The organism is Chitinophaga sp. SYP-B3965, assembly GCF_009647655.1.
Classification (GTDB): domain Bacteria; phylum Bacteroidota; class Bacteroidia; order Chitinophagales; family Chitinophagaceae; genus Chitinophaga.
Map to the genome: position 1 here is coordinate 82,334 of NZ_WJFD01000004.1, position 26,937 is coordinate 109,270.

The window sequence follows — 26,937 nt, forward strand, 5'->3', positions numbered from 1 at the left end:
TATCAGTTAGTGCGTTTTGAATAATTTCTGTGCATTACCTGTCGTTATTGCAGCTACTTCCTCAATTTTTAGATTTTTTATATCTGCGAGCTTTTGAGCGATCAATGGGATATAGGCACTTTCGTTCCTTTTTCCCCTGTAAGGTACTGGCGCCAGGTAGGGTGCATCTGTTTCTAAAACAACATGTTGCAGGTCGATATCTGCCAGCAGCACATCCAGTCCGGCCTTCTTAAAAGTGACCACACCACCTATTCCCAGGTAAAATCCCAGGTCTATAATTTCCTGCGCCTCTTCCTTAGTGCCTGAAAAACAATGAAATACGCCGGTTAAGGAACCGTTGTGCAGTTCTTTTACCACATCTATACAAGCCCTGGTGGCCTCGCGACTATGAATAGCAATTGGTAACTGATGCTCCATGGCCAGTTGGATCTGCCGGCGGAAAGCTGTGTATTGTTGTTCCCGGAACGTTTGGTCCCAGTAAAAATCCAGTCCAATTTCCCCTACGCCCCAGAATTTACGCTTTGATAACCAGTCCTGCACAATAGTTAGTTGTGCTTCCACGTTTTCTTTCACGTAACAGGGATGCAACCCCATCATCGGGAGGCATTCTTCCGGGAATTCGGCCTCCAGGGCCAACATTCCTGGTATGGAATCCTCATCAATATTAGGCATCAGCAACCTGTTCACGCTCTGCCGGATGGCCCTGGTGACCATTTCGCTCCTATCTGTATCAAACTCAGGGGAGTATAAATGGGCATGCGTGTCGATCCAGTTCATTATATATGGTTTTTTTCAATTAATTGTTTATCTTTAAGTTCTTAAAAATCCTAATATTTAAATTAAACCTTTTCACAAAGGTACAGTCTCAATTAGCCAATACCTATTAAAACCATTCTGATGAAACACTATTTTAACACCAATAAGGTGCTCTCCGTAACCGCATTAGCAATTGGCGCTATTACCATTTTCTTTGCATGTAAGAAAGATGATAAAGCAGGAGCCGACAACACAAGAGATAATCAAACAATAGCTGCAGCTACCCAGGAAGCTGAGATCAATGCTATATACGAAGACGCTTTCTCAGTTACCTTAGATTATAATACCACTGAATCAGATCTGAATGGTGGAAATAGAAAAGCACCGGACGCAACCTGGAATAATTACGCCAGGTGCACGGGAGTAGGTCTTAGTATAGTACCTGCAAACTGGGAAACTTATCCTAAAGTAGTGACGATCGATTTTCATGAAGGTTGTACAGATGATCATGGCCGTACCCGTAAAGGCAAGCTCATCATCACAGTAGATAAGATCTTTGTGAGCCCGGGCGCACAAGCGGTTGTTACTTTCGATAATTATTCCGTGAACGATATCAAAGTAGAAGGAACACAAACTATCCAAAACCTTTCTTCTGACGCAGGTTTCGGTTATTCCTATACTATTGTTGATGGTAAGCTGACCTACCCTTCCGGTAAGAAAGTTACTTACAGCGGCAACCGTAATGTATTGCAAAAAGAAGGCGCTACTACACCATGGGTTATCTTAGATGATATCTATGAACTGACTGGCAGCGCAAGTTTGAAAGACAGCAGCGTAATAGCGAATGTGACGATCAAATCCGGCCTGGTACGCAAGATCTCCTGTCCTTACATCAGTAAAGGTGTTGTGGAACTGATGGTGAATTCATTCAAAGCCAGTATCGATTATGGTAATGGTGATTGCGATAAGAAAGCCGTGCTGACAGTAGGTGATAAAACAAAAGAGATCGAATTACCGAGATAATACCTCTCCAAACAATATGCTCACGCCATAACCACAAGGTTATGGCGTTTTTTTATACAATTGCTTCTACCCGTAATCCTTTGCGGGCGCAATGTTCCAGTACCCTGGGCAGTGCATAGCTCATCCGGTCCCAGGCTTTTTCACTGTCGTGGAATACAACAATGGAGCCGGGTTGCAGTTTGAATACTACATTTTGCAGGCAGTCTTCTCCGGTGATGGATGTGTCGAAATCTGCGCTCAGGATATCCCACATAATGATCTTGTGATCATCTTTTAATTGTTTGATCTGAAAGGGGGAAATGCGTCCGTAAGGTGGGCGGAAGAGGTTGGAGCGAATGTATTTCGCGGCTTCTTTGATGTTGTCAAGATAAGCCTCCGTGCCGGTTTTCCAGCCATTCAAATGATTGTGGGTATGGTTTCCTACGGCATGCCCGTCCAGCAGGATCTGCTGATAGATCTCCGGGTGTTCTACCACGTTTTTTCCGATGCAGAAGAAAGTAGCTTTGACATTGTACTTTTTCAACTGTTCCAGTACAAAAGGGGTGGCTTTGGGATGTGGGCCATCGTCAAAAGTGAGATAGACGGTGGGCACGTCCGGAGAGAAGCTCCAGATGCAGCTCTTGTACAGTGATTTGAGGAAAGTGGGTGTTTTCGTAAAATAGAACATACTTTATAGGATTTGAAATCTCGTTCCCAAGCCCGAAATTATTATTTTTGCGCCGTATGAGTCAGAAAAAAGTAAGAGTACGCTTTGCACCCAGCCCTACTGGCGGTCTTCACCTTGGCGGTGTAAGAACGGTGCTGTTCAATTACCTGTTTGCCCGCCACCATGGTGGTGAGTTTGTGTTAAGGATAGAAGATACAGACCAAACCCGCTTTGTTGAGGGGGCGGAAGAATATATTTTGGAATGCCTCCGCTGGTGTGGCCTGGAGGCTGATGAAGGTCCTCATAAAGGAGGCCCTTATGCGCCTTACCGCCAAAGTGAGCGGAAAGCCCTTTACCGCCAGTATGGAGAACAACTGGTAAATGCCGGTTTTGCCTATTACGCTTTTGATACCCCGGAAGAGCTGGAAGCTATGCGGGAAGTGGAAAAAGCTCGGGGTAATCATTCTCCGCAGTATAACCATGCAGTACGCAAGATCATGCGGAACTCCCTTACATTGGAGGCTGCTGAAGTGAAAACCTTGCTGGATAAGGGCACGCCGCATGTGATCCGTATCAAAATGCCGGAAAATGAAGAAGTGAGCTTTACGGATATGATCCGGGGAGAAGTAAGCTTCCAGACCAATACTGTAGATGATAAGGTATTGCTGAAAGCAGACGGCATGCCCACTTACCATCTCGCGGTAGTAGTGGATGATTATCTCATGAAGATCACCCATGCTTTCCGTGGAGAAGAATGGCTGCCATCCGCTCCGGTACATATCCTGCTGTGGAAATACCTGGGCTGGGAAACGGATATGCCGCAATGGGCGCATTTACCACTGATCCTGAAACCGGATGGTAATGGTAAACTAAGCAAAAGGGATGGAGATCGTTTAGGCTTCCCCGTTTATGCCATGAACTGGCTGGATCCTAAAACAAATGAGCTCACCAAAGGATTCCGCGAAAATGGTTTCCTGCCGGAAGCTTTTGTGAATATGCTGGCTATGCTGGGATGGAACCCCGGTTCCGAACAGGAAATTTTTTCTATCGAAGAATTGGTGCAGGCATTCTCTATTGAAAGAGTACATAAAGGTGGCGCCAAATTCGATTATGATAAAGCGAAATGGTTCAATCACCAGTATATCGTAAAGAAGGATGATGCCACGCTGGCAAAGCTTTTCCAGCCTGTGCTGACAGAAAAAGGACTGGCACCGGAAGAAACTTATGTTGCTAAAGTAACGGGTCTGGTAAAAGAACGCTGCCACTTTATCAATGAGATCTGGGACCATGGTTTCTTCTTTTTCGTACGGCCGGATAAGTATGATGTAGATGCCGTGAAACCTAAATGGACACCGGAAAAACAAGCTTTCTTTGAATCCTGGATCACCGTGATCGAAGCACTGCCGGACTTTACGTTTGTTTCACTGGAAGAAAGTTTTAAACAACTGGCCACAGAAAAAGGTATCAAACCGGGAGAATTGCAATTGCCTTTCCGTATCATGTTGTGCGGAGGGAAATTCGGCCCGCCGGTATTTGTGATCGCGGAGACGTTGGGGAAGGAAGAAACAATTGAAAGGATCAAGCTGGCATTAGCAATTTTTGCTTAAATTCAATACATAAGACATAAAAAGGGCTGACTAATTACTATTAGTCAGCCCTTCTTTTTGATATTATTTTACCGGTTTGTTCCAATCGAAGAAGTAACAAACACGTAGCGAAGGCGTGATAAACACTAGACTTTTCCGGAGAAAGTTAAAAACCTATCAGTACTAAGCCTTTTTTACCTCTTTTGCCCAGGTATCCTTCAAAGTAACTGTACGGTTAAATACCAGTTTGCCGGGTGTTGAATCCGGATCCACACAGAAATAACCTTTGCGGAGGAACTGGAATTTATCTCCCTCTTTAGCGTTCAGCAGGAAAGGTTCGATATATGCTTTTGATACTACCTGTAAGGAATCAGGATTGATGAATGATTTGAAATCTCCTTCTTCGGCAGCAGGGTTTTCTACAGAGAAAAGCCTGTCGTACAAACGAACTTCAGCGGTGGCGGCATGTGCTGCACTTACCCAGTGAATGGTTCCTTTTACATTGATACCGCTGGTATCTGATCCGCTTTTGCTTTCCGGAATGTAAGTGCAGAAGATCGTAGACACATTCCCGTTAGCATCTTTCTCAAAACTATCGCACTTCAGGATGTACGCATGTTTCAAACGTACCATCAGGCCAGGGCCAAGACGGAAGAATTTCTTAGGCGGTTCTTCCATGAAATCTTCTCTTTCAATATAAAGTGTATTACTGAAAGTGAGGTTGTGATGACCGCTGGTAGGGTCTTCCGGATTGTTTTCTGCTGGTAATTCTTCTGTTTGCCCTTCAGGATAATTGGTGATCACCAATTTCACAGGGTCCAGTACAACCATTACACGATTAGCCGTTTTATTCAGTTCCTCGCGGATGCAGAATTCCAGTAAGCCCAGTTCTATCAGGTTGTCTCTCTTCGCAACACCCACTCTTTCTGCAAAGGTGCGGATGCTGGAAGGGGTATAACCACGACGGCGGAATGCACTCAGCGTTGGCATACGCGGATCATCCCATCCTGTTACATGTTCTTCTGTTACAAGTTGAAGGAGTTTACGTTTACTCATCACCGTATAACTCAGGTTCAGGCGCGCAAATTCATATTGGTGCGAAGGAAATATATCCAGTTGTTTAATGAACCAGTCATACAACTCGCGGTGTGGTATAAATTCCAGTGTACAGATGGAATGTGTGATCTTTTCGATGCTGTCACTTTGCCCATGGGCGAAATCATACATCGGGTAGATGCACCAGGCATCTCCTGTACGATGGTGATGAGCATGTTTAATGCGGTACATTAAAGGATCGCGCATATGCATGTTCACATGGGCCATGTCTACTTTAGCACGTAATACTTTTGCACCATCCGGATACTTACCGGCCTTCATGTCTGCAAATAATTGCAGGTTTTCTTCCACGCTGCGATCCCTGTGAGGGCTGTTCTTTCCTGGTTCGGTAGGCGTGCCTTTGAGGGCTGCGATTTCCGCAGCACTTAAATCATCTACATAAGCCAGGCCCTTTTTGATCAGCGCTACGGCAAAATCGTGCAGCTGCTCAAAATAATCAGAGGCATATAGTTCATTGGCCCACTGGAATCCGAGCCATTTAATATCCGCTTTGATAGACTCTACGTACTCTGTTTCTTCTGTTACCGGGTTGGTATCATCGAAACGGAGATTGGTCTTACCATTATATTTATTTGCCAGCCCGAAGTTCAGGCAGATGCTCTTGGCATGACCAATATGGAGGTAACCATTTGGTTCCGGAGGGAAACGGGTATGTATCCTGCCGCCATTAACGCCATTCGCAATATCATCTTCAACGATCTGTTCTAAAAAATTCAGGGATCTTTCTTCGCTCATATATTGTAGCTTTTGCTATAGTAGCTTTCTTTATTCTTTATATTTCTTGTAATTCTTATATTCCTTATATTTTTTGCAAATCTTATATTTCTTATATTTTGCCGAATTGCAAATGTAAGATAAATGGGCTTTTGTTGTCTATCGGCCCTCCTTGATCGCATCAACCCGGAAATCCTTACATTTACGATCCAATAAGGTAATATGGTCAACCAGGTTCAACGCCCCATTCGTGTATTGGTAGCCAAAGTAGGTCTGGATGGACATGACCGCGGCGCCAAAGTTATAGCAGCTGCCCTCAGGGATGCAGGGATGGAAGTAATTTATACCGGCCTTCGCCAAACCCCGGAAATGGTGGTGAGCGCAGCCTTGCAGGAAGATGTGGACGCCATTGGCATCAGCATCCTCTCCGGCGCACATATGACAGTTTTTCCAAAGATCATCCACCTCATGAAAGAGAAAGGGATGGACGATGTATTATTAACCGGCGGAGGGATCATCCCGGACCAGGATATGCAGGAATTATACGAAATGGGGGTGGGGAAATTGTTCCCCCCGGGTACTCACACCCAGGAAATTGCCACTTACATCACAGACTGGACAAAGGAACACAGAGAATTTTAACTTTTTTGAAACATTTTAAAAACCGGGTCGTCTTAATAAATAACGGCAACATGCTTTGGTCTTCCCCACACGGATCGGGAAGGCCCAAGCGGGTATACTGAGGCCTTATTCCATTAATAACCACGCAAAAGTTGAAAATTTATGAAAGTTATCCGCTACACTATGCTCCTCCTCCTGTTAGCAGCTACCACAGGGCTTTATGCACAGGATTCTACTGTAACTAAAAAGAAGATCTCCTACCATTTTCATATTTATGCACCCCCAAAACCGGGTAAAGGATACATTACCACAGGTGGTAACGGGCCTTTGCTTTCTTTTGCAGATATGAAGAATAATGGAGAGCACGTGAGGAATATCCCCCGTTTTACCATGTTCTTCAACGTTGGGAAGAACTATAACTACGATTTTTCCAACAATTTTGGGATCTTCTCTGGTCTGAACATCAAGAATATCGGGTTGATCAGCAAACCGAACGACTCCGTGAAGCTGAAACAAAGGGTTTACACCCTGGGTGTGCCATTAGGTATTAAAATAGGAAACCTGCGGGACGGCTTTTTCTTCTTTGCCGGTGGAGAGTATGACCTGGCCTTTAATTATAAAGAGAAATATTTCCTGGATGGCGATAAGAAAAGCAAGTTCAACGAATGGTTCAGTGACCGTACGGACCTGCTGATGCCCTCCGTTTTTGCAGGTGTTCGCTTCCAGCCTGGTTTTGGAGTGAAAGTACAATACTACCTGAACGACTTCTTCAATAAAGACTACTCCGAAACAGTGAATGGCGTTAAGCAACAGCCGTATAAAGATATTAAGGCACAAATGTTGTTTGTAACACTGAGTTATAACTTTACGGGTTTCAAATGTGACCCAGGCAGCAAACACTATCACAAGTCTAATAAAGAAAGAAAAGGAACTAAAGTGATCATTGAGAAAAGAACAGAGGTTGTTGACAAATAAATAATGTTTCTATATTTATGATCTGAGGGGCCGCATGCAAATGCGACCCCTTTTTTCATTTCGGCGCCTTGGGATTATGCGTTAATTTAGATGGAGATAAAAACGACTCATCATATGTATAACACGCTGACCACAAATGTTAAGGATGGCATCATGGAGATTGCCATCAATCGCCCGGACAAGATGAATGCCCTCAACCAGGAGCTCATGAAGGAACTGGCTCTGGCCATTGATGATGTGTATAAAAATACGGAAGTACATAGCGCCCTTATTACAGGCACAGGTCCCAAAGCTTTTGTGGCCGGGGCGGATATCAGTGAATTCCTTGCTTTGTCTGCAGAACAGGGAACTGAACTGGCAAAGCTGGGGCATATGGTATTTCAACGGATTGAAGAAAGCCCCAAACCCATAGCCGCCGCAGTAAACGGTTTTGCGTTGGGGGGAGGATGTGAACTGGCCATGGCTTGTCATTTCCGCGTGATGAGCGATAATGCAAAATTCGGGCAGCCGGAAGTGAACCTGGGGATCATTCCCGGTTACGGGGGCACGCAAAGACTGGTGCAATTGATCGGGAAAGGTAAAGCCCTGGAATTAATGATGACGGGAGATATGATCGGAGCGGAAGAGGCCAGGCGATTGGGATGGTCCAATCACGTGACCACGCTGGATGATCTGTTACCTAAAACCCGTTCTATCCTGCAAAAGATCCATGAGAAAGCACCTTTGGCCATTGCGAAAGTGATCAAGTGTGTGAATGCCTATTTTAAATTTGATGCCAACGGATTTGAAACTGAAATAGCGGAGTTTGCCAGCTGTTTTGCCACACAGGACCTGCAGGAAGGGGCTGCTGCTTTTATAGAGAAAAGGAAACCGGTTTTCAAAGGAGAATAATTGACTATTTTTGTGGCCTTAAAATTAAAACATGGACTATCGGATAGAGAAAGACACAATGGGAGAGGTGAAGGTACCGGCGAATGCATATTTCGGCGCACAGACCCAACGCTCCATCGACAATTTCAAGATCGCACAGGACATCAACAAGATGCCTAAGGAGATCATCAAAGCTTTTGCATACCTGAAAAAAGCAGCAGCTATCACTAACCTGGAAGCAGGCGTGTTGCCAAAAGAAAAATCAGACCTGATAGGAAAAGCCTGCGACGAGATCCTGGAAGGCAAGCTGGATGCAGAATTCCCATTGGTGGTTTGGCAAACCGGTTCCGGTACCCAATCCAATATGAATGTGAATGAAGTAGTAGCTTACCGCGCACATGTTATCAATGGCGGTCAGCTCACAGATAAAGAAAAAGCAGTTCACCCTAACGATGACGTGAATAAATCACAATCTTCCAACGATACCTTCCCTACGGCCATGCACATTGCGGCTTATAAGATGTTGATGGAAGTAACGATCCCCGGCATCAAAAAACTTCGTGATACCCTCGCTAAAAAGTCGAAGGAATTCATGCATGTGGTGAAGATAGGGCGTACCCATTTCATGGATGCTACCCCGCTCACACTGGGTCAGGAGATCAGTGGGTATGTATCTCAGCTGGATCATGGTTTACGTGCTATCAATAATACCCTGGCGCATCTGAGCGAACTGGCATTGGGTGGTACTGCTGTAGGTACCGGTATCAATACACCAGAAGGTTATTCAGAAAATGTAGCGAAGAAGATTGCGGAGTTAACAGGACTTCCTTTCATCACAGCAGAAAATAAATTTGAATCACTGGCAGCGCATGATGCTATTGTAGAAGCACATGGTGCTTTGAAAACAGTAGCAGTAAGCCTGATGAAGATTGCCAACGACATCCGGATGCTGAGCTCTGGCCCACGTTCTGGTATTGGTGAATTGCATATTCCGGATAATGAACCCGGTTCTTCTATCATGCCTGGTAAAGTGAACCCTACACAATGTGAAGCGTTAACGATGATCGCTGCACAGGTAATGGGGAATGATGTTGCCATCAGCATTGGTGGTGCTACGGGGCATTTTGAGCTGAATGTTTTTAAACCGATGATGATCTTCAACTTCCTGCATTCTGCACGTTTGCTGGGTGATGGTTGTGTGAGTTTCAATGATAAATGCGCAGAAGGGCTTGCTCCTATTGAAGCAAATATCAAAAAGCACGTGGATAATTCTCTGATGCTGGTAACTGCGCTGAATACGAAGATCGGTTATTATAAAGCGGCTGAAATTGCACAGACTGCGCATAAAGAGGGTACTACACTGAAAGAAATGGCGGTGAAATTGGGTTATGTGACGGCGGAGGAGTTTGATGCATGGGTGGATCCCAGCAAGATGGTAGGAAAGATCTGAGTGTAAAATGGGTATTCGAAACTGCTTGCGAGAGGTTCTTCATCCTAAAAAAATACCCCCCTGCACTCGTAGCTTAGAAAACACTCCTTATAAAATGAAAAGCGTCCAATCATAAGATTGGACGCTTTTTTTATGCAAGCAATTCTAAAACAGTTTTTCGAGGGAGCATGCCGCGCAGCAAAGGGCGGAGTTTTTTTCTTTTGAGAAGAGACTTTCTCTTCTTTTGGGAAGGGGTTTTTCTCTTCTCGGAAGGGACTTTTTTCTTCTTTTGGGAAGGCTTTTCTCTTCTTAGGAAGGGGACTCTTCTTTTGGGAAGGATTTTCTCTTCTTAGGAAGAGGGTTTTCTTTTCTTTTGAGAAGTGACTTTCTCTTCTTTTAGGAAGGGTTTTTTCTCTTCTTTTTTTAGCGGTTCTTATTTTCTAAACAAGTGGCTTTAAATTTTCCAGTGCCTCTTATTTCCAGAACACCAGAATAATAGTCCTGATACTCATGGCAATCACCAGCACACCCACCATGATCATCAGTGGTTTGCGCTTCATTTTCTTTACCAGTACGGCAGCAAAAGGAGACGCGATCACACCACCAAGGATCAATCCGATGATCACCTGCCAGCTGTCGATGCCATTAAATAAAAGAAAAGTACCTGCGCTGGAAACAGAGATAAAGAACTCTGCAGCATTCACGGAACCGATGGTATAATTCACGGTGCGGCCTTTGCTCAACAATGTAGAGGTAACAATAGGGCCCCAACCACCACCGCCAATAGCATCCATAAAACCGCCGAAGAAAGCCAGTGGCCCCAGTCTGCGGGTTTTGCTTTTTGGTTTTGTACGTTGTAAAGCTTTACGTAAGATCAATATCCCGAGGATCATGAGATAAGCACTCATGAAGGGTTTGATGATATTGCCATCTATTTTATCTGATAATAAATAAGCGCCGATAACGGCTCCTATCATACCAGGGATCAATAAATGCAGAAATAATTTCTTATTAACATTGCCCAGTTTAAAATGCGCAATGCCCGAGGCGCCGGTTGTGAAAACCTCTGCTACGTGCACGCTTGTACTCGTCATGGCAGGGGATACACCCAATCCTAATAACAGAGAAGAAGAAGTAGCGCCGTAAGCCATGCCCAGTGCACCATCAATCATTTGAGCCATTAAACCCACTCCCATAAAAAAGAGGAGCTTTTCGGTGAAAACACTTTGGGTGAAACGGGCAATGCGGGTTTGTGCATCCTGGGAGATGCCATAATTATAGGTGAAGTAGAGGCCGGCAGCCACTACCAATATAGAAACGCCAATGAACACCCAGATCCAGTGCTTCTTTTTATTGTCCTCGTTTACGAGGTCAATCAGCACCTTCTGTGTTTCAACGGTAGCTACGCGTTGCTCAACTTTATCGATCACCTCATTATGCGACATAATATATAGTAGTAATATAGTCTACAGGAATTGTGGACTAAAAATAGACTTAATCTATGGTATCTCCAAATATTTGGGGCACCCTTTTTTAAAATAACGGAGGCCTGGAATCAGGCCTCCGTTTGGTTGATAATGGTGGTGTTTGATCTGAGGGTTTCCAAGGTTAGAATCCCGATTGGCCTCATTGCTATTGGATAGCAGCAGGGGCAATTATTTGGTCAGCAGACCTTCCACGGTGATGGCTGCATAATACAATCCACCCAGGGTTGGCCCTGCTGCATATTGAATGTACCTGTTATTGAGGAGGTTAGATCCGCCCACTTTGATAGTGGTTTTGATCTTGGGGATGCGGTAATTTACCTGTGCATCTACTGTATTGTAAGCTGGCACATCTCCATTTGCCAAGGGACTTTCCCAATAGAAAGTATTTTGCCATCTCCATACCACATTGAAACCGAAGTTCTTGAGCAGCTCACGGTTACCGATAGAGATATTGGATACCCAATCAGGGGTATTGAAGCCGGTGGCGAATACATCTTTTTGCTTATTCTCTACAATGGCATTGTAATTCAGGTTACCTGCCAGCGTCCATTTTTTATAGAAATTATAAGTTAAACCGAGGGAGGCGCCGTAGTTATCATATTTCTGTTTGGCATTGGTGTACACCCGGTAGCGGGTTTGTTTGGTACGGTTAGCTGCCAGCATATCTATCACGGACTCATCGGTACCCACTTTTCCGGTAGAAGGCACAGCTACTTCCACCTGGCCCAGGAAGCCATCATAGCGGTTGTAGTAAGCATCTGCATCCACTACTATTTTGTTACCCAGCAATACACTGCGGTAACCCACTTCAAATGAATTGATACGTTCCGGCTGGGTAGGGGAGAGATTGGTGACCTCGAGCAATGCTTTATTTTTTACGGCTGCATTATTAGGTGTTAATCCATCAGCCACATCTTTATTTACGGCATTGTTGAAGTTATTTACGGAGTTAATGGTGTAGGAATTTTCCAGGTAACCCAGGCCTTCATTGATATAAGAAAGACCACCTACTCTTCTAACGTTACCGTTATTTACGAAAGACAATGCTTCAAATAATGCAGGGAACCGGAAACCATTCTGCCAGGATGCACGGAAATTGTGTTTCTCTGCAGCGGTATACACCGCTGCGATCCTTGGATTGATCTTGGGATCGAATTCTGTGTTATAGTCAACACGCAAAGACCCCACTAGTTTCAGTTTATCTTCAAAGAAGGTTTTGCTTACTTGTGCAAACCCGCCATATTTTTTATAGTATACATTCTTACCGCCAGGCTCTGTACGTTTATCCAGTGGTTTGCTAAAATCCACGAAGTTGTTACCGTCCGGGATTACTTCATACACACGTCCATCTACACCTACCAGCAGGTTAAAGATGTTCACTCTTTTGCTGAGGTCCCATTGTGCATCCACGTGATACACACGGCTATGTTGATCTAACCATGCACCACCTGTTGCAGGAGCGCCGGCCACTACATTTGCATGGTCCCAGTTATTGATACCGATGATGGTATTTTTCAGGGCATCGAATGCAGGTGTACCTGGTTCTACTCTTCCCTGATCGGCTACAGCACGTGCAAGGCGCATCGCTTCTGAGAGTTCTGTTCCGGCAGTGATCTCTGTTTGCAGTTTTGTTTTGAAAACATCTCTCCAGGCGTTGTTAGATTTGTTGGTGAGATCAAGGTTATCTGAAAGTGGTTTCAGGTTGTAAGAGTCGCCGGTGTTTTCAAGGGATACATATCCACGAATGAAATAATCAGCACCTTTTAATTCCAGTTTATGATTTTGTACTACTACATCATTCAGCTGGATCTTGTTACCACGTTGGAAAAGTCCGTCCATCTGACCACGGCGGTAAGTATAGGAGAGTTCTGCTTTTGAGCCCAGTCTCCAATATAAACCCGCGTCAAATTTTATGTTCTTAACAATAGGATCTGCGAGGTCTTTTTCCCAGTAGCCGGTACGGCGTACGTTGAAGGTTTCTGTTTTACCATTCAGTTGTACGGCAACGGAAACGTTGTTATTATTTTCATCGCCATATTTGTTCCATGCATCGTATGCAGGATTATTGGCAGCCCCGTTCAATGCAGGGAAACGTGTATTGGCAGCAGCATTCTGATCTGTGGGGGTGCTGGCGCGCCAGTCTGTTCCACGGAGATAACTCACATTCACTTTGAACGCAAACTTATCATGGAAGGATTGTGCATAGCGTATAGCCGTTTCCGTCAATACACTGGGATCTGCATCAATGCCATCCACATGATTTACACCTATCTTTTGATATACACTCAAACCTTTATAGAGGAAGGGGCTTTTAGTTTGAAGGTTGGCCATCCCGTTGATCGCATTCATGCCATACAGTGCGGAAGCTGCGCCAGGAGTGATCTCTACGCTGGCAATGTCCAATTCCGTTGGTCCGATAGCGTTACCTAATGGAACACCTAAAGTGGCAGCCTGCATATCCACACCATCTACCAGTTGCATGAAGCGGAAGTTGTTGGGGATGTTGAAACCGCGTGTGTTGGGCACTTTGAAGGTAAGACTGGAAGTGGTCATCTGTACGCCTTTCACATTCTCCAATGCATCATAGAAGCTGGGAGCGGGAGATTCTTTGATGGCGCGAATATCCAGTTTCTCAATGGCAACCGGAGATCTGAGGGCCTGTTCTTCCACGCGGGAAGCGGTTACCACTACTTCTTTACCCAGGAGGGTTTGTGTGGCTAATGCGATATCTAATTTAGAGCTGGTGCTTTTTACTTCAAACTCCTGGGGGGTAAAACCCAGACTGGAGAATACCAGTGTGAATGGAAATTTCAATCTTGTTTTAAGTGTGAAGACGCCTTTACTGTCTGTGGTGGTACCGGAAACAGTTCCTTTTACCTGGATGCTTACACCCGGCAGGGTTTCTCCTGTGGTTTGATCTCTTACCTGGCCAGTGATCTGAACGATACTGCTTTCCTGCGCAAAAGCGGCTGCAGTGAAGAGTAAGAGGAGCAAAGTAGATTTAATGGTATAGCTGATGACTTTCATGAACCTTAATTAATTGATATTAGATGCTCAATCCTATTAGTCTATAGAATTGGTGGACAAATGTAGATTGGGAATACTGAATTTGCAAATATTTCTGCAACAAAATGTTAAAACGCTTACTGGTGCGTGGTTTTGAGGGAAAGTTGGCTGCTGGATTTTAGCAGTACAAGCTGAATAGCGTACAAATTGTACAAGAGAGTGACACAACGGGGGCTGAGAAAAGAGCAGAAGCAGGTTACCAAAAAAGCCCTTAGATTGAAAAGACTATAAAAGAAAAGAGACGCTCATTAAGCGCCTCTCTATATATTTTTACATTACCTGTTGATGATCATCTACTACTGCGCCCGTTTCAATGGAAGGGGCTGCATCGTCTGCTTTCTTATGCAGGAATCTTTTCTGGAAGAGCAGGATGGTGATCACACCCACAGAAATGGCGGCATCGGCTATATTAAACACCGGGCGGAAAAAGATGAAATGTTCGCCACCCCAGATAGGTACCCATTTAGGAAAATTGCCATCAAAAATGGGGAAATAGAGCATATCTACCACATTACCATGGAGAAAAGTACCATAACCACCACCAGCTGGCAGGAATTGCGCCAATTCGTAACGGGTGCTTTCTGAAAAGATCATCCCGTAGAACATACTATCTATCAGATTACCCGCAGCTCCGGCCAGGATCAATGCGCCGCAGACCAGTAAACCTTTGTGATATTGCTCTTTCACTAATTTTTTCATGTAAATGAAACCCAGTACCACCGCCACTAAGCGGAAAAGGGTGAGGGCTATTTTACCGAATTCCCCGCCAAACTTCAGGCCGTAGGCCATCCCTTCATTTTCGATGAAATGGATGTAGAAAAAATTGGGTATAACAGAAAACTGCTCCGCAATAGTCATGTGGGTTTTGATCCAAAACTTCAACACCTGGTCCACCAGCAAGATGAGTACTACGATAAAGACTACGTGACGATATTTCAAAACTTCAAATTTTCTCAAAAATAACGTATTATTTGAAAGATGGTAACCGGAACATGTTATGATTTATTCCTGGAAATACACTCTTTTTACTCTTTGGGAAATTCCGGTGAGGATTTCATAGGGGATTGTATCCGCCCATTTGGCCAATTGCTGTACTGGCAGGCCTTCTCCAAACACAATTACTTCATCCCCTTCCTGTACATCAGCGATATGTGTTACATCCAGCATCAGCATATCCATGGCCACTACACCAATCACCGGTGCTAACTTTGTGCGGATCATCATTTTACCTTTTCCGTTACCCAGCATCCGGTCGTATCCATCCGCATAGCCTATACGAACAGTGGCGATCACGGAAGGAACTTTTGCTTTCCATTTACCGCCATATCCCACAGTATCCCCTATGGGTATACGTTTGAGCTGTGCCACGGTAGTTTTTAAAGTGCTGATATTCCGCAGTTTATCCTGGAAAGTGTCTGCACTGTCTATTCCATACATGCCAATTCCCAGCCGCACCATATCTAATTGCAGATCCGGGTGACGGTGAATAGCTGCACTGTTGGCAATGTGGCGGATCACGGCATAACCCAATTGCTGCTGCAATAGCGCACTCATTTGATTAAAAAGCTGCGTCTGCTTGCGTGTAAAGGCATCCATGGAAGGATCTTCACTGCCTGCAAGGTGACTGAAAATAGACTGCACCCTGAAGATACCATCTTCTTTCAGGCGGATAGCCAACTGATCCAGTTCGGCCTGTTCAAATCCCAGGCGGTGCATACCGGTATCCAGTTTGATATGTACAGGGTAATCTGTTTTATTGGCATACCTAACCACTTCCTCAAACTGTTCGAGGATGTGCATGGAATATAATTCAGGTTCCAGGTTCCATTGCAGGATAGCATCAAAAGTACTGGGCTCCGGGTTCATGACCATGATAGGCAGGGTGATACCTGCCCGGCGAAGTTCAACACCTTCATCTGCATATGCCACTGCGAGGTAATCTACACCATGGAACTGCAGCAGGCTCGCAATTTCAAAACTGCCGCTGCCATAGGAGAATGCTTTTACCATAGCCATTAACTTAATACCGGGTTTTAATAAAGCCTGGTATTGTTTCACGTTATGGGCGATGGCGCTGAGGTTGATCTCCAGGATAGTTTGATGCGCTTTTTGTTCCAGCAATTTGCCGATGCGTTCAAACTTGAATACCCGCGCGCCTTTCACGAGGATGGATTCATTCTGGAAATCTGCAGGATTTACTTCTTTGAGGAACTCTTCTGTGGTAGCATAGAAGGCGCTCTTTATTTTAGAGAAGCTCTGCTTTTCGCGGCTAATATTTTTACCGATGCCGATCATTTTCTGAATGCCTTTCTTTTCCAGCATGCCGGCTACTTCTTCATACAGGGAACCTTCGCTTTTTCCACTTTGCAGGATGTCGCTGAGGATCACGGTACGTTGCGGATGTTGCCGTTGTTGTTGCAGGAATTCCAGGGCTATGGCCAGGGAGCCAAGATCAGAATTGTAGCTGTCGTTAATGATGGTGCTGTTATTAATGCCCTGTTTCATTTCCAGGCGCATGGCAATATTGCCAAGGAGGTTCATACGTTCCTGGATCACTTCCTGTGATTTGCCCAGGTAGAGCATGAGTGCCCAGCAATGAATGGCATTTTCAATAGAACCTTCATCTACAAAAGGGATGCGGATGAAGAGTGGCTCCTGTTTGTATAATGCATCTATGCGGGTATGATTATCATTTTTATCTACACCAATGATGCGGAGGTCTGCATCTGTTTTTCGGCTCCAGGTAAGGAGCTGCAGATCATTATCAATTTCCCGTTTGCCTACCAGGTTATGGAAATTGTTGACGCATTCATTCAGGGCCAGGTAATCTTTGCAGTAAATGAGCACATCGCTCTTCATGAAGAGGATGAGTTTTTCATTTACTTTCTGCCGGATGTTCAGGAAACCTTCGTTATGTGCTTCGCCGATATTGGTAAAGATGCCAATGGTGGGGCGGATGATCTTTTCGAGGTTCACCATTTCTCCCGGCTGGGAAATACCTGCTTCAAAAATACCCATCTGATTCTCCGGCTTCATTTGCCAAACGGAGAGCGGAACACCTATCTGTGAGTTATAACTTTTAGGACTGCGTACGATGTTGTAATCTTTTTCCAATAACTGGAACAGCCACTCTTTCACGATGGTTTTTCCGTTGCTGCCGGTGATACCTATTACGGGTATCTGGAACTGGTGACGGTGATATGCTACCAGTGTATGCAGGGCTTGCAGGGAATTCTTAACAAGGATGATGTTAGCTTTGGGGTATTGGGTAGTGGACATAGGTTCACTACCCACGAAATTGCTGACACCTTTCTGGTACATTTCGTCAATGTACTGGTGGGCATTTCGCCTTTCACTAACAAGGGGGATGAACAATGAGGTTTCTGGAATAAGCAATTTGCGACTGTCCAGCAAAATTTGTTCTATCTCCGCATTTCCGGTCTGTTGCAACAATTCACCTTTCAGGATCTTGCTGATACTTTCTGCTGTATACAATTTTATATGGTTTTTTATAAAAAAGAAAGCGTTCAGGGACTCTACTCCTGAACGCTTTGGATCAACTATTTTTCTAACTCGCCCTCAGGCTGAACTGGTAATTTCTTGTCGTGATAAATGGAATAAACGATAGACCCTGCCAGGCAGGCTATGATCACCACCAATGATACCCATACTGGTAACTTGAAGTGGAAGATCTCCGCGAGCATCTTCAAACCGATGAACACCAGTACGATGGCAATACCTTGTTGCAGGTAATCGAACTTATCCACTGCACCACGCAGCAGGAAGAACAGCGAACGTAAACCTAATACGGCAAAGATGTTGGAAGTATATACCACCAGTGGTTCTTTTGAGATCGCAAAAACCGCGGGGATAGAATCCAATGCAAAGATGATATCTGTTACGGCGAGCATCACTACCACTACAGAAAGTGTGGTGAGGTATACTTTGCCGTTATGTTTTATAGTAAATCTGCCTTCTGGTTCCTGGTGAGAGATACGCATGTATTTCTGCATGAAACGGTAAGCAAAGTTTTCTTCCGGTTTAAATTCATCATGTTGATCCACGACGAACATTTTAACACCTGTGTAAACGAGGATGGCGCCGAATATATAGAGTATCCAGCCGAATTGTGCGATCAGGGCCACACCTACAGTAATAAAGATAGCGCGGAAAACAATGGCCATGAGGATACCGATCAACAGTACCCGGGCATAACTTGTTTCTTTGATCTTGAAGAAACCGAAGATGAGGATGAACACGAAAATGTTGTCAATAGACAATGACCACTCCATTAAGTAGGCACTCAGATACTCAACCGCCATGCGGCTACCGTCCTCATACCATATAAATGCGAAGAAGCCAAGTGACAGGGCAACCCAGAAAGAAGTTTGGACTAATGCTTTTTTGATGGAAATAGTTTCACCTTTTTTACTAAGCAATCCAAGGTCGAAAATAAGGGCCAAGACGATAACAATACCGAAAACGATGTACGTCCATTGTTGCGATGTCATGAAAGGAGGAAAATTTATTGAACTGCAAAGATAATGTATTATGGCATCCTTTTCCGGGGAAAACGGGTCTTTATGCTGCGTACCGGCGTTGGCGGATGAACTGGAACACCATGGCAAAGAGTAATATGGCCCCTATGGGCACTATAAAGGCGATCATTTGCCATTTGGTCTTATCCTGTTTTACTTTTTCCGCATCCAACAGCCGGAGGGTCAGTTCTTTATTACGGGTATCCATAATGGGTGTTTTGCTGGTGAGGTATTCCATGCTGTTGAGGAAGAACTCTTTATTGGCAAACACATATTGCGGATTAAACTCATTAACGCCCATTTGCATAGGGCCGTTCTTTTGGGAGAAAGCATTGAAGATCACATCTGCATCGCTTACCACGATCATCTTGTTAATGGTGTCGGCTATTCCTTTGAAAGGTACGCCGGATAAGGTTTGTATAGCTTGTTGTTGTGTACTGTTTAACCTGTGATTGAATAGAGAAGGGAAACGGCCTTCCAGCAAAACGGCTGTAGGAATGTTCCGCATACGGTATTCTCTTGGATTGGGCTGCTGTTGCACACTTTCCAGGCTGATCTCCACAGGGCCGGGAACTGTTTTGCTATGTTGGGAAGAGGTGAGCAGGATGGTTTTTTTGATATTCCCGTCCCTGATCGTATCTATTGAATTGGCAAAACGGCTCATCACCAGGTCCAGATTTTTGACGATGGGGTGGGCATTGGTGGAAGTAAAGAGTGGGAAATAAGGAAAAGGGACAGGCTGGATCTGTGGTTTGTCTCCAATATTCCCTACTACCAGCGGGATCATGTCGCTCTGCATATCCATGATCAGGTCAAGGTTTATGCGCACGCCGTATTTGAACAGGAGGTCTTCCAGTTTCAGATCCTGGTCGAAAGCTATAAAGCTTCGACCCCTTAAACTGTCTGTGGCTGCGCTGAGGTTATCAAGGAACCAGATCACCTTGCCACCGTTCATCACGTATTGGTCTACTTTCAGTTTATCTTCTTCTGTAAAGCTTTCCAGTGGACGGGCAAACAGGATGGCTGCAAACTCCCGGGGGATGAAGGTGCTGGTCTTCAGATTAATTGTATCTACCTGGTAGATCTCATGAAGGGTTTTGAGTGCATCATATATATTATTCCCTTCCGGTTCCCCGTGCCCCAGCATATAGCCCACCAGCGGGCGTTCCGGCTGTTGCAACTGGTAAATGGCATGGGCGAATTTATATTCCAGTAATGCTTCTGAACTGTTGAGTGCCTCCATGGGATTGAGGCCGCCCTGGCTTTTCAGCAGGTTGATACCACTTTCCTGTCCTTTATAAGTTAACAGGGCGCCGGGAAAAATGAGTCGCTCGGCGTAGGCATCTTTACTGTCCTCTTGTACCTGTAAATTGAAGGGGAGGATACCTTTGGACATCAGTGTATCCTGGTAACTCATGCGCATGGAGTCTGGTAATTCAGTACCGGGGTTTACAAAAGAGAAGCGGATATTATTACCCCCGTATTGCTGAAACTCCTCCAGCAACTCGCGTGTAGCATCAGCCAACTGACGGAAACCGGCAGGATAATTTCCTTTCAGGTATACTTCTATAGTAACGGGTGCATCCAGGTTTTTTAAGAGGGTACGGGTGGAAGGAGCAAGCGTGTAGCGCTTTTCAGCGGTAAGGTCCCAACGCCCGTGAAAATAAGAAGCAGCAATATTCACCGCTACCAGCAGCACCAGGATGCCCAATGTACGTTGCAGGTATTTCTTTCGTTTATCCGTTCTTGTTGCTTCCATAATTATCCCTGCCAGATTTTTCGTTCCAGCGAAATTTTAGTCAGATAGAGCATCAGCCCTGTTACGCTTAAAAAGTAAATGACGTCCCTGCTGTCTATCACCCCACGGCTGATAGAGTTATAATGGAAACGGATCCCGGCCATTTGCAGGTAATAATCTGCGCCGCCGCTAAAAACGGGCACTTTGCTTAACGCGTCAAAGCCATTATAGAATATATAACAGGTGAAAATAGCTACGAGGAAAGAGATCACGGCATTGCTGGTAATGGAGGAAGCCCAGATACCAATTGCGGTGAAAGTGCTGCCCAGTAAAAAGAGACCGAGATAGGAACCGATGATACTGCCATTATCCAAACCCGCATTGGTAGCGGAAAGCTGTGCCATGGCCACATAATAAACCACGGTAGGTAATAATGCAATGAGTACGATCAGCACGGCCGCCCAGAATTTGCCCCAAACGATCTGCCACCAGGTGATGGGTTTGGTGCTGAGCAATTCCATGGTGCCGGTTTTGAATTCATCCGCCAGGCTCCGCATGGTGATAGCGGGTATCAGCAAGAGGAATATCATGGGGGCCAGTTCAAAAAGCCCGTCCAGATTGGCGTAACCGGCATCCAGTAAACTGGTTTCCGGGAACACAAAGAGGAAGAGGCCATTGGCCAGCAGGAACAGGATAACGGCCAGGTAGCCGGTGATACTGCTGAAAAATTGATGGATCTCTTTTTTAAATATTGCTAACATATGGCGGTCAATGCAGCAAATATAATGGCCGCGTTGGATAAAATTATGTTAAAGAAAAAATATATTCAATGAAAAAGCCGTCTGGATACCATCCAAACGGCTTTTATACAATAAAATGTATGCTGCAAAGATTATACTGCGAAGCTTTCCCCGCATCCACAGGTGCGGCTGGCATTAGGATTGTTGAAATAAAATCCTTTACCATTCAGGCCATCAGAGAATTCAAGGGTGGTGTTGCAGAGGTACAGGAAGCTTTTCAGGTCCGTTACCACTTTAATGCCTTTATCTTCAAACACCTGATCTTTTGGTTTGGATTCATTGTCGAAATCCAGCTTATAGCTAAGGCCGGAGCAACCTCCGCCTACTACGGAAACGCGGAGGAAGGAGTCTGTTGCCAGTGTGCCTTCAGCCCTGAGCGCTTCTACTTTTTCCTTTGCTTTATCGCTTATGAAAATCATATCTTCTCCATTTAACTATTTAACGAACTCAATTCTCTTAAAGTATGTACCGTTTCCGTCACTACCCGGATGGTATAATCTATCTCTTCTTCTGTAGTGAACCTTCCTACAGCAAAACGTAGCGAAGAGTGTGCCAGATCATCACTCAGCCCCATTGCCTTTAGTACATAACTGGGTTCCGGAGAGGCTGAAGTACAAGCTGAGCCTGAAGATACGGCAATTCGCCTGTTAAAACCCATCATTAAGCCGTTGGCATCTGCATATTTGAACGAAATATTGCAGACATGTGGCAATCTGTGGGTAATTGACCCGTTTGTATGGGTTTCTTCGAGCGCCAGCAGGGCTTTTTCGAGTTTATCCCGCAATGCAGAAACCCTGTTGCTTTCTTCTGCCATTTCGGCACCTGACAGTTCACAGGCTTTGCCGAGACCAACGATCCCCGGCACATTTAAAGTACCGGAACGCATGCCTCTTTCATGACCACCACCATCCAGCTGGGCTGTTAATTTCACCCGCGGCTGTTTCCGGCGAACGTATAAAGCACCGACCCCTTTAGGGCCATAGAGCTTATGAGCAGAAAGTGCCAGGAGGTCGATGTTGTCCTGTTGCACATCTACGGGGATTTTGCCAACAGCCTGGGTAGCGTCCGTCATGAATATTACGTCCTGCTTTTTAGCGATGGCGCCAATTTCACGGATGGGGTTGATCACCCCTGTTTCGTTATTGGCGTACATCACGGCAATGAGGATGGTTTTCTCTGTGATAGCTGCTTCCAGCGTTTGCAGATCTACCAGTCCATCAGCGTTTACCGGGAGATAAGTTACCGCAGCCCCTTGTTTTTCAAGGTGTTTGCAGGTATCCAGTACGGCTTTGTGTTCTGTTTCTGTTGTAATAATATGATTGCCCTTGCTGCCATACGTTTCAAAAACCCCTTTGATAGCGAGGTTCACGGATTCGGTAGCGCCCGAGGTAAAAATAATTTCTGTTTTATCCGCTTTTATTAATGCTGCAACCTGTTCTCGTGCTACGTCTACCGCTTCTTCCGCAGACCATCCAAAGCTGTGCTGGCGGCTGGCCGCATTGCCAAAATGTGCTGTAAAATAAGGGATCATCACTTCCAGTACCCGCGGATCGCAGGGTGTGGTAGCATTATAATCCAGATATACAGGCAATTTTAACATATGTGTACCGGCTTTCACTTCCACAAAATTACGATATAAGTTCTACTTTTGGGGCTCTCTATAAGCCCATCAATAATAGCTATGTTAAAAGTGGAACACATTGGGATTGCTGTTAAATCGCTTACGGCTTCTATCCCCCTTTTCGAAAAACTCCTGAATGCCCCCTGTTATAAAAAGGAAGAAGTAGCCTCAGAAGGTGTGACCACGGCGTTTTTTCAGCAAGGGGACACTAAGATAGAATTGCTGGAATCCATGAAGGAGGACAGTGCTATTGCAAAATTCCTGGAGAAGAAAGGAGAGGGTGTGCATCATATTGCCTTTGAAGTGACTGATATTCACGCTGAAATGAAACGATTGGAAGGGGAAGGTTTTGAATTGATCCATAAGGTACCCAAACGCGGGGCAGACAACAAACTGGTTTGCTTCTTACACCCCAAAAGCACGAATGGCGTGCTGGTTGAATTAACCCAGGAAATTCAACCATGATAATCAGGCAGTTGGGCTTTAATTCCTAAAAAACATCTTTCTGTTTAAACCTTTTTGTTTTAATACATGTTGTATTAAAGTAAGTAAGGAAACTTACTTCATTTAGAGAAACGAATGCGAGCCACGTAGGCTTAAAAATACTCTAAAGTTGGCATAGGTTATGAAAACCTGTGGGTTTTTTAACTCGCAGGTTTATTTTTTTGCCCCCTTTTAAGCTTCCGGTAAAACCTTTTCCATTCCTACACTCCGGGACCCTTTCACTAAAAAATAAGTGTTTTCAAGACCCTGTTGGCGGACCCATTTTTTTGCACCTTCTGCATTTTGCAGGAAGATATAGGGATGGTTTACTTTGGCAAAATCGCCATCTACTAATATGACTGCTTTCCAGTGGGTGCGTTGTAATTGGTCTACCAGTGCCTGGTGTTCTTTCAGACTGTCTTCTCCCAATTCTTTCATAGCGCCCAGCAGTAACACTTTCTGTGGTGCATGGAGCCCTGCAAAATTTTCAATAGCCGCTTTCATGCTGGATGGATTTGCATTGTAAGCATCCATGATAAATACATTGCTGCCGCGATGCACCACCTGGGAGCGGTTATTGGAGGGAACATATCCTTCAATCACTGCTTTGATCTTTTCTGCCGGCACCTTAAAATGCAGGCCGATGGCGATGGCAGCCATTACATTCGGGAAGTTATAATCTCCCACCAGGTGTGTGCTGATATGCCCTGCGGCGGCTGCTTCCAGCTCCAGGAACGCTGTTCCGGGAATTGGTTTGCCTGTGTAATCTGCTTTCCCCTGGCCATAGGTAATGATGTGCTCAATACCCTTGCTCATGTCCAGCAGGTAATCATAATCACTGCAAACAAAAGCTGTTCCGTTAGTGGCCCTGAGATGATCATATAATTCTCCTTTGGCAATACGTACACCTTCTTCACTGCCAAAACCTTCCAGGTGAGCTTTGCCCACATTGGTGATGAGGCCATGGGTGGGAAGCGCGATGGTACAATATCCTGCAATTTCCCGCTGGTGATTGGCGCCCATTTCAATAACGGCCATTTCTGTATCCGCCGGAATACTGAGGATGGTGAGGGGAACGCCTATATGATTATTTAAATTGCCCACTGTGGCAGCCGTACGGTATTGTGCTCCCAATACGGTACGGATCATTTCTTTCGTAGTGGTTTTACCGTTAGTACCGGTAATGGCAATAAAAGGAATATTAAATTGTTGGCGATGATGCAGCGCCAGCTCCTGGAGGGTTTGCAGTACATCGTTTACAAGGATCATTTTATCCGGATCTGTATGAAAGGCCGGATCATCTATTACTGCATAAGCCGCGCCTGCTGCTAATGCTGCTGCCGCATACTGGTTTCCATTGAAGTTAGGTCCGCGCAGTGCAAAGAAGAGATCGCCGGTTTGTAGTTTCCGGGTGTCTGTTTGCACGCTGGGATGACTTAAGTAGATCTGGTATAACTGTTCAATATTCACGGCTTATCTGTTTGGCAGCAAAAATAATTATTATCTTTCGTGAAAGGCAACCGTTCCCTATATAGTTGCGTATTTAAATCCATGAAAACCTGTAATTCACCAACTCTCCAAAGTATGAAACAATTATTGACCGGCCTGGTTTTTATTTTCTGTATCAGTTGTACATCAGAAAAAGGACCGGCCCCAACGGACAATCCGGCCGACTGCGACACGGTATTAGTGACCAGTACACGTATGTATGCTATTATACAGGAAAACTGTACCAACCGTACCTGCCATCCCGGATCAGGATCTCCTGTGGTAGCTGATTTCTCTACCCTTGTCAAATTTAAAAATTACATCACTGATAATGGGTCCATGTTCCGCCTGCGGGTTACAGGCCCTAATGCGGATATGCCACAGATCATGGGTTATCCGCAACTTTCCCGTGCCACCAGGGATTCTATAGCCTGCTGGGTAGGAAAGGGCATGCCGGATTGATGAACCAAACCTAACCATTTATGAAGCAATTGTTATTAATTACCACCTTCTTACTGACCTGCCTGGCAGGTTCAGGCCAGGAGATCTACTCCTGCAAAGGACCTAAGATCAGCTTCTTTTCCAGCGCACCGATGGAAGATATCAGCGCTGTGAGTGACCGGGGTGTTTCTGCTATCAATATTAAAACGAAGGCTATTTATTTTAAAGTACACATGAATAGTTTTCAATTTAAAAAAGCCCTCATGCAGGAGCACTTCAATGAGAACTATGTAGAAAGTGAAAAATTCCCTTTCGCTGAATACAAAGGGAAATATGCAGAAGACGTGGACTTTTCAAAGAACGGCACTTATCCCGTAAACGTGGAAGGTACATTGAACCTGCATGGCGTGGAAAGATCGTATAAAGGAAAAGGCACCATTACCGTGAGGGACGGAAAGTTCAATGTGAACTCCAAATTCAATGTAACGGTGGCTGATCATAAGATCAAGATCCCCACCCTGGTAGTGAAAAACATTGCCGAGGTAGTAGAAGTTACGGTGAATGCCGATTATCAACCAGTTACCAAATAAATTTAAACCAACAATATGTTGCAGATCCGCATGCTGACAGCCCTTTTGCTTGTTGCGCCAGCTGTTATGGCCCAAGACGATCTTAGTAAGATGTTCGGAAAAGATTCCGTAAGCAGGCAACCCGTAATTGCCACCTTCAAGAGTACCCGCGTTATCAATGCGCAATCTAACGAAACCCTGAAAAAGGGGGAGCTGGATTTCCGCGTTGCTCACCGTTTTGGTGATCTTGCCGGTGGAGATGGCGGTGCCAAAACCTTCTTTGGAATGGATAATTCCAGCGATATCCGTATTGCTTTTGAATATGGTATCACAGATCGTTTGATGGTGGGGGTAAGTCGCGCCAAAGGAAGTGGTAATTTTTCTCAGCTGTACGAAGCGCTGGGTAAGTTCAAAATATTACAGCAGACCACGGATAACAGTATGCCATTGGGTGTGACCGTTTTCGGGAATGCTGTGGTAACCTCCATGAAGAGCAGTACAGAAGAACCGGATGCCAGTTATTTTGATAAGTTTAGCAGCCGCATGACCTATACGGGGCAGATCATCCTTTCCCGTAAGTTCGGTAACATCTTGTCCCTGGCGGTTTTGCCTACATATATTCACCGCAACCGTGTGGTGTTTATGGATCAAAATGACATGTTTGCTGTAGGTGTGGGAGGGCGTTTGCGTTTCTCCAAACGCTTAGCGCTGGTGGTGGATTACTTCCTGCCATTCCGTGAGCAGGCCAGCAAAGATTATTTTGAAGGCCGGGGCACCAAATTCTATAATCCGCTGGGTGTAGGATTGGAAATAGAAACAGGCGGGCACGTATTCAGTGTGAATTTCACCAATACCACGGCCATCCTGGAAAATCAATTTATTCCTGAAACCACCTCTACCTGGAAGGAAGGCCAGTTCAGATGGGGATTCAATATCTCCAGGCGTTTTTCTTTAGGGGGAAAATAATAAA

General features: G+C 45.0%; 23 protein-coding genes. 10 read left to right on the forward strand and 13 right to left on the reverse strand.

Annotated features, from left to right (window positions below; translation table 11 throughout):
• Nucleotides 1–6 precede the first annotated feature (6 nt).
• Entirely contained in the window at nucleotides 7–777 is a 771-nt protein-coding gene (locus tag GFS24_RS21425; protein WP_153663079.1) for a TatD family hydrolase, read from the reverse strand.
• Nucleotides 778–897: 120 nt separating this feature from the next.
• On the opposite strand from GFS24_RS21425, the gene GFS24_RS21430 reads away from it, so the two are divergent.
• Nucleotides 898–1,779: a hypothetical protein gene (locus GFS24_RS21430; protein WP_153663081.1), complete on the forward strand. Its 882-nt coding sequence runs from the start codon at nucleotides 898–900 to the stop codon at nucleotides 1,777–1,779.
• 52 nt (nucleotides 1,780–1,831) lie between these two features.
• Here the strand turns inward: GFS24_RS21430 and GFS24_RS21435 are convergent, their stop codons facing one another.
• Nucleotides 1,832–2,446, reverse strand: a complete 615-nt coding sequence (locus GFS24_RS21435; protein ID WP_153663083.1) for a polysaccharide deacetylase family protein — start codon at nucleotides 2,444–2,446, stop codon at nucleotides 1,832–1,834.
• A 56-nt stretch (nucleotides 2,447–2,502) separates the two neighbouring features.
• Here GFS24_RS21435 and gltX point away from each other — a divergent pair, with 56 nt between their 5' ends.
• Nucleotides 2,503–4,032: a glutamate--tRNA ligase gene (gltX, locus tag GFS24_RS21440; RefSeq protein ID WP_153663085.1), complete on the forward strand. Its 1,530-nt coding sequence runs from the start codon at nucleotides 2,503–2,505 to the stop codon at nucleotides 4,030–4,032.
• 162 nt (nucleotides 4,033–4,194) lie between these two features.
• Here the strand turns inward: gltX and GFS24_RS21445 are convergent, their stop codons facing one another.
• A complete protein-coding gene (locus GFS24_RS21445) occupies nucleotides 4,195–5,862 on the reverse strand; it encodes a glutamine--tRNA ligase/YqeY domain fusion protein (RefSeq protein WP_153663087.1) in 1,668 nt (555 codons plus the stop codon).
• A 201-nt stretch (nucleotides 5,863–6,063) separates the two neighbouring features.
• Here GFS24_RS21445 and GFS24_RS21450 point away from each other — a divergent pair, with 201 nt between their 5' ends.
• The 4 genes from GFS24_RS21450 to fumC all read left to right on the forward strand — a co-directional run bounded on the left by GFS24_RS21450 (nucleotide 6,064) and on the right by fumC (nucleotide 9,757).
• On the forward strand, nucleotides 6,064–6,483 hold the full coding sequence (locus tag GFS24_RS21450) for a cobalamin B12-binding domain-containing protein (RefSeq protein ID WP_153663089.1): 420 nt from the start codon (nucleotides 6,064–6,066) through the stop codon (nucleotides 6,481–6,483).
• A 141-nt stretch (nucleotides 6,484–6,624) separates the two neighbouring features.
• Nucleotides 6,625–7,437, forward strand: a complete 813-nt coding sequence (locus GFS24_RS21455; RefSeq protein WP_153663091.1) for an outer membrane beta-barrel protein — start codon at nucleotides 6,625–6,627, stop codon at nucleotides 7,435–7,437.
• 114 nt (nucleotides 7,438–7,551) lie between these two features.
• On the forward strand, nucleotides 7,552–8,328 hold the full coding sequence (locus tag GFS24_RS21460) for an enoyl-CoA hydratase/isomerase family protein (protein ID WP_153663093.1): 777 nt from the start codon (nucleotides 7,552–7,554) through the stop codon (nucleotides 8,326–8,328).
• A 31-nt stretch (nucleotides 8,329–8,359) separates the two neighbouring features.
• Nucleotides 8,360–9,757 carry a class II fumarate hydratase gene (fumC, locus tag GFS24_RS21465; protein WP_153663095.1) on the forward strand — a complete coding sequence of 466 codons (1,398 nt, stop codon included), beginning with the start codon at nucleotides 8,360–8,362 and terminating at the stop codon, nucleotides 9,755–9,757.
• Nucleotides 9,758–10,209: 452 nt separating this feature from the next.
• Here the strand turns inward: fumC and GFS24_RS21470 are convergent, their stop codons facing one another.
• The 9 genes from GFS24_RS21470 to GFS24_RS21510 all read right to left on the reverse strand — a co-directional run bounded on the left by GFS24_RS21470 (nucleotide 10,210) and on the right by GFS24_RS21510 (nucleotide 22,965).
• Nucleotides 10,210–11,181: a sulfite exporter TauE/SafE family protein gene (locus tag GFS24_RS21470; protein ID WP_153663097.1), complete on the reverse strand. Its 972-nt coding sequence runs from the start codon at nucleotides 11,179–11,181 to the stop codon at nucleotides 10,210–10,212.
• Nucleotides 11,182–11,391: 210 nt separating this feature from the next.
• The gene (locus GFS24_RS21475; RefSeq protein ID WP_153663099.1) at nucleotides 11,392–14,250 is read right to left on the reverse strand and encodes a TonB-dependent receptor; all 2,859 of its coding nucleotides are present in this window, start codon (nucleotides 14,248–14,250) and stop codon (nucleotides 11,392–11,394) included.
• 309 nt (nucleotides 14,251–14,559) lie between these two features.
• The gene (locus tag GFS24_RS21480; RefSeq protein WP_153663101.1) at nucleotides 14,560–15,228 is read right to left on the reverse strand and encodes a lipoprotein signal peptidase; all 669 of its coding nucleotides are present in this window, start codon (nucleotides 15,226–15,228) and stop codon (nucleotides 14,560–14,562) included.
• A 63-nt stretch (nucleotides 15,229–15,291) separates the two neighbouring features.
• Complete coding sequence (locus GFS24_RS21485; RefSeq protein WP_153663103.1) at nucleotides 15,292–17,784, reverse strand: bifunctional UDP-N-acetylmuramoyl-tripeptide:D-alanyl-D-alanine ligase/alanine racemase; 2,493 nt, start codon at nucleotides 17,782–17,784, stop codon at nucleotides 15,292–15,294.
• A 65-nt stretch (nucleotides 17,785–17,849) separates the two neighbouring features.
• Nucleotides 17,850–18,800: a TerC/Alx family metal homeostasis membrane protein gene (locus tag GFS24_RS21490; RefSeq protein WP_153663105.1), complete on the reverse strand. Its 951-nt coding sequence runs from the start codon at nucleotides 18,798–18,800 to the stop codon at nucleotides 17,850–17,852.
• Nucleotides 18,801–18,870: 70 nt separating this feature from the next.
• The gene (gene gldG / locus GFS24_RS21495; protein WP_153663107.1) at nucleotides 18,871–20,586 is read right to left on the reverse strand and encodes a gliding motility-associated ABC transporter substrate-binding protein GldG; all 1,716 of its coding nucleotides are present in this window, start codon (nucleotides 20,584–20,586) and stop codon (nucleotides 18,871–18,873) included.
• A 2-nt stretch (nucleotides 20,587–20,588) separates the two neighbouring features.
• Nucleotides 20,589–21,326, reverse strand: a complete 738-nt coding sequence (gene gldF, locus GFS24_RS21500; protein WP_153663109.1) for a gliding motility-associated ABC transporter permease subunit GldF — start codon at nucleotides 21,324–21,326, stop codon at nucleotides 20,589–20,591.
• 131 nt (nucleotides 21,327–21,457) lie between these two features.
• Entirely contained in the window at nucleotides 21,458–21,784 is a 327-nt protein-coding gene (locus GFS24_RS21505; protein WP_153663111.1) for an iron-sulfur cluster assembly accessory protein, read from the reverse strand.
• A gap of 11 nt (nucleotides 21,785–21,795) precedes the next feature.
• On the reverse strand, nucleotides 21,796–22,965 hold the full coding sequence (locus GFS24_RS21510) for an IscS subfamily cysteine desulfurase (RefSeq protein ID WP_153663113.1): 1,170 nt from the start codon (nucleotides 22,963–22,965) through the stop codon (nucleotides 21,796–21,798).
• 81 nt (nucleotides 22,966–23,046) lie between these two features.
• Between GFS24_RS21510 and mce the strand changes: the two genes are divergently transcribed.
• A complete protein-coding gene (gene mce / locus GFS24_RS21515) occupies nucleotides 23,047–23,451 on the forward strand; it encodes a methylmalonyl-CoA epimerase (protein ID WP_153663115.1) in 405 nt (134 codons plus the stop codon).
• Nucleotides 23,452–23,661: 210 nt separating this feature from the next.
• Here mce and murF read toward each other — a convergent pair whose 3' ends face one another.
• Nucleotides 23,662–24,939, reverse strand: a complete 1,278-nt coding sequence (murF, locus tag GFS24_RS21520; RefSeq protein WP_371731299.1) for a UDP-N-acetylmuramoyl-tripeptide--D-alanyl-D-alanine ligase — start codon at nucleotides 24,937–24,939, stop codon at nucleotides 23,662–23,664.
• Nucleotides 24,940–25,053: 114 nt separating this feature from the next.
• Here murF and GFS24_RS21525 point away from each other — a divergent pair, with 114 nt between their 5' ends.
• From GFS24_RS21525 to GFS24_RS21535, 3 genes are read left to right on the forward strand one after another with little or no spacing between them, the layout of a single operon-like run.
• Nucleotides 25,054–25,419 carry a hypothetical protein gene (locus GFS24_RS21525; RefSeq protein ID WP_153663117.1) on the forward strand — a complete coding sequence of 122 codons (366 nt, stop codon included), beginning with the start codon at nucleotides 25,054–25,056 and terminating at the stop codon, nucleotides 25,417–25,419.
• 20 nt (nucleotides 25,420–25,439) lie between these two features.
• Nucleotides 25,440–25,988 carry a YceI family protein gene (locus tag GFS24_RS21530; RefSeq protein ID WP_153663119.1) on the forward strand — a complete coding sequence of 183 codons (549 nt, stop codon included), beginning with the start codon at nucleotides 25,440–25,442 and terminating at the stop codon, nucleotides 25,986–25,988.
• A gap of 15 nt (nucleotides 25,989–26,003) precedes the next feature.
• On the forward strand, nucleotides 26,004–26,933 hold the full coding sequence (locus GFS24_RS21535) for a DUF5777 family beta-barrel protein (protein WP_153663122.1): 930 nt from the start codon (nucleotides 26,004–26,006) through the stop codon (nucleotides 26,931–26,933).
• Nucleotides 26,934–26,937 lie beyond the last annotated feature (4 nt).